The sequence below is a fragment of the Nonomuraea antimicrobica genome (assembly GCF_039536965.1).
Taxonomy (GTDB): domain Bacteria; phylum Actinomycetota; class Actinomycetes; order Streptosporangiales; family Streptosporangiaceae; genus Nonomuraea; species Nonomuraea antimicrobica.
This window is the reverse complement of sequence record NZ_BAAAZP010000278.1, coordinates 1-520: the sequence shown is the minus strand read 5'-3', so window position 1 is coordinate 520 and position 520 is coordinate 1. Positions and strand designations below refer to the sequence as shown.

General features: G+C 66.2%; 1 protein-coding gene. It reads left to right on the top strand.

The window, feature by feature from the left end; translation table 11 throughout:
• Positions 1-445: crossover junction endodeoxyribonuclease RuvC (locus ABD844_RS52605; RefSeq protein WP_344897777.1), on the top strand; the 445-nt coding region annotated here is incomplete at its 5' end.
• Between the last annotated feature and the right edge of the window lie 75 nt (positions 446-520).

Here is a 520-nt window from a genome sequence, read left to right as displayed (position 1 = left end):
GAAGGGTAAGCGCACCCTCGCCGACGATCTGGCCCGCATCGATCACATCCAGGCCAGCGTCCACGACGTGCTGTTCCGACTCAAGCCGGACATGCTGGTGCTGGAGGACTACGCGGCCGGGATCCACTCTGCGGCTGCGCACCGGCTCGCCGAGATCAGCGGTAGCATCCGCCTCGCCTGTTGGCGATACGGTGTGGCGCTCGCGCTTGTCAACGTCATGCATCTCAAGATCTACGCGACTGGGAGCGGCAGCGCGACCAAGAGCCAGATGGCGACTGCCGCCCTCAAGCGGGCTGGCTTGGAGTTCCCGACCGAGGACGAGTGCGACGCGGCATGGGCGCGCTGGCTCGGCCTCGACTATCTCGGCCACCCTCAGTTCCCGCTTCCAGACTCGCACCGGCGCGTTTTGAAGGACGTCAAGATCGCCAGGAGGGAGGCGGCATGACGCGGTTGCTAGCCCTGCTCGCCGTCCTGGCCGTGGTCGTCGCTGCCTCATTGCGCATCTACCTCGACCACAAGC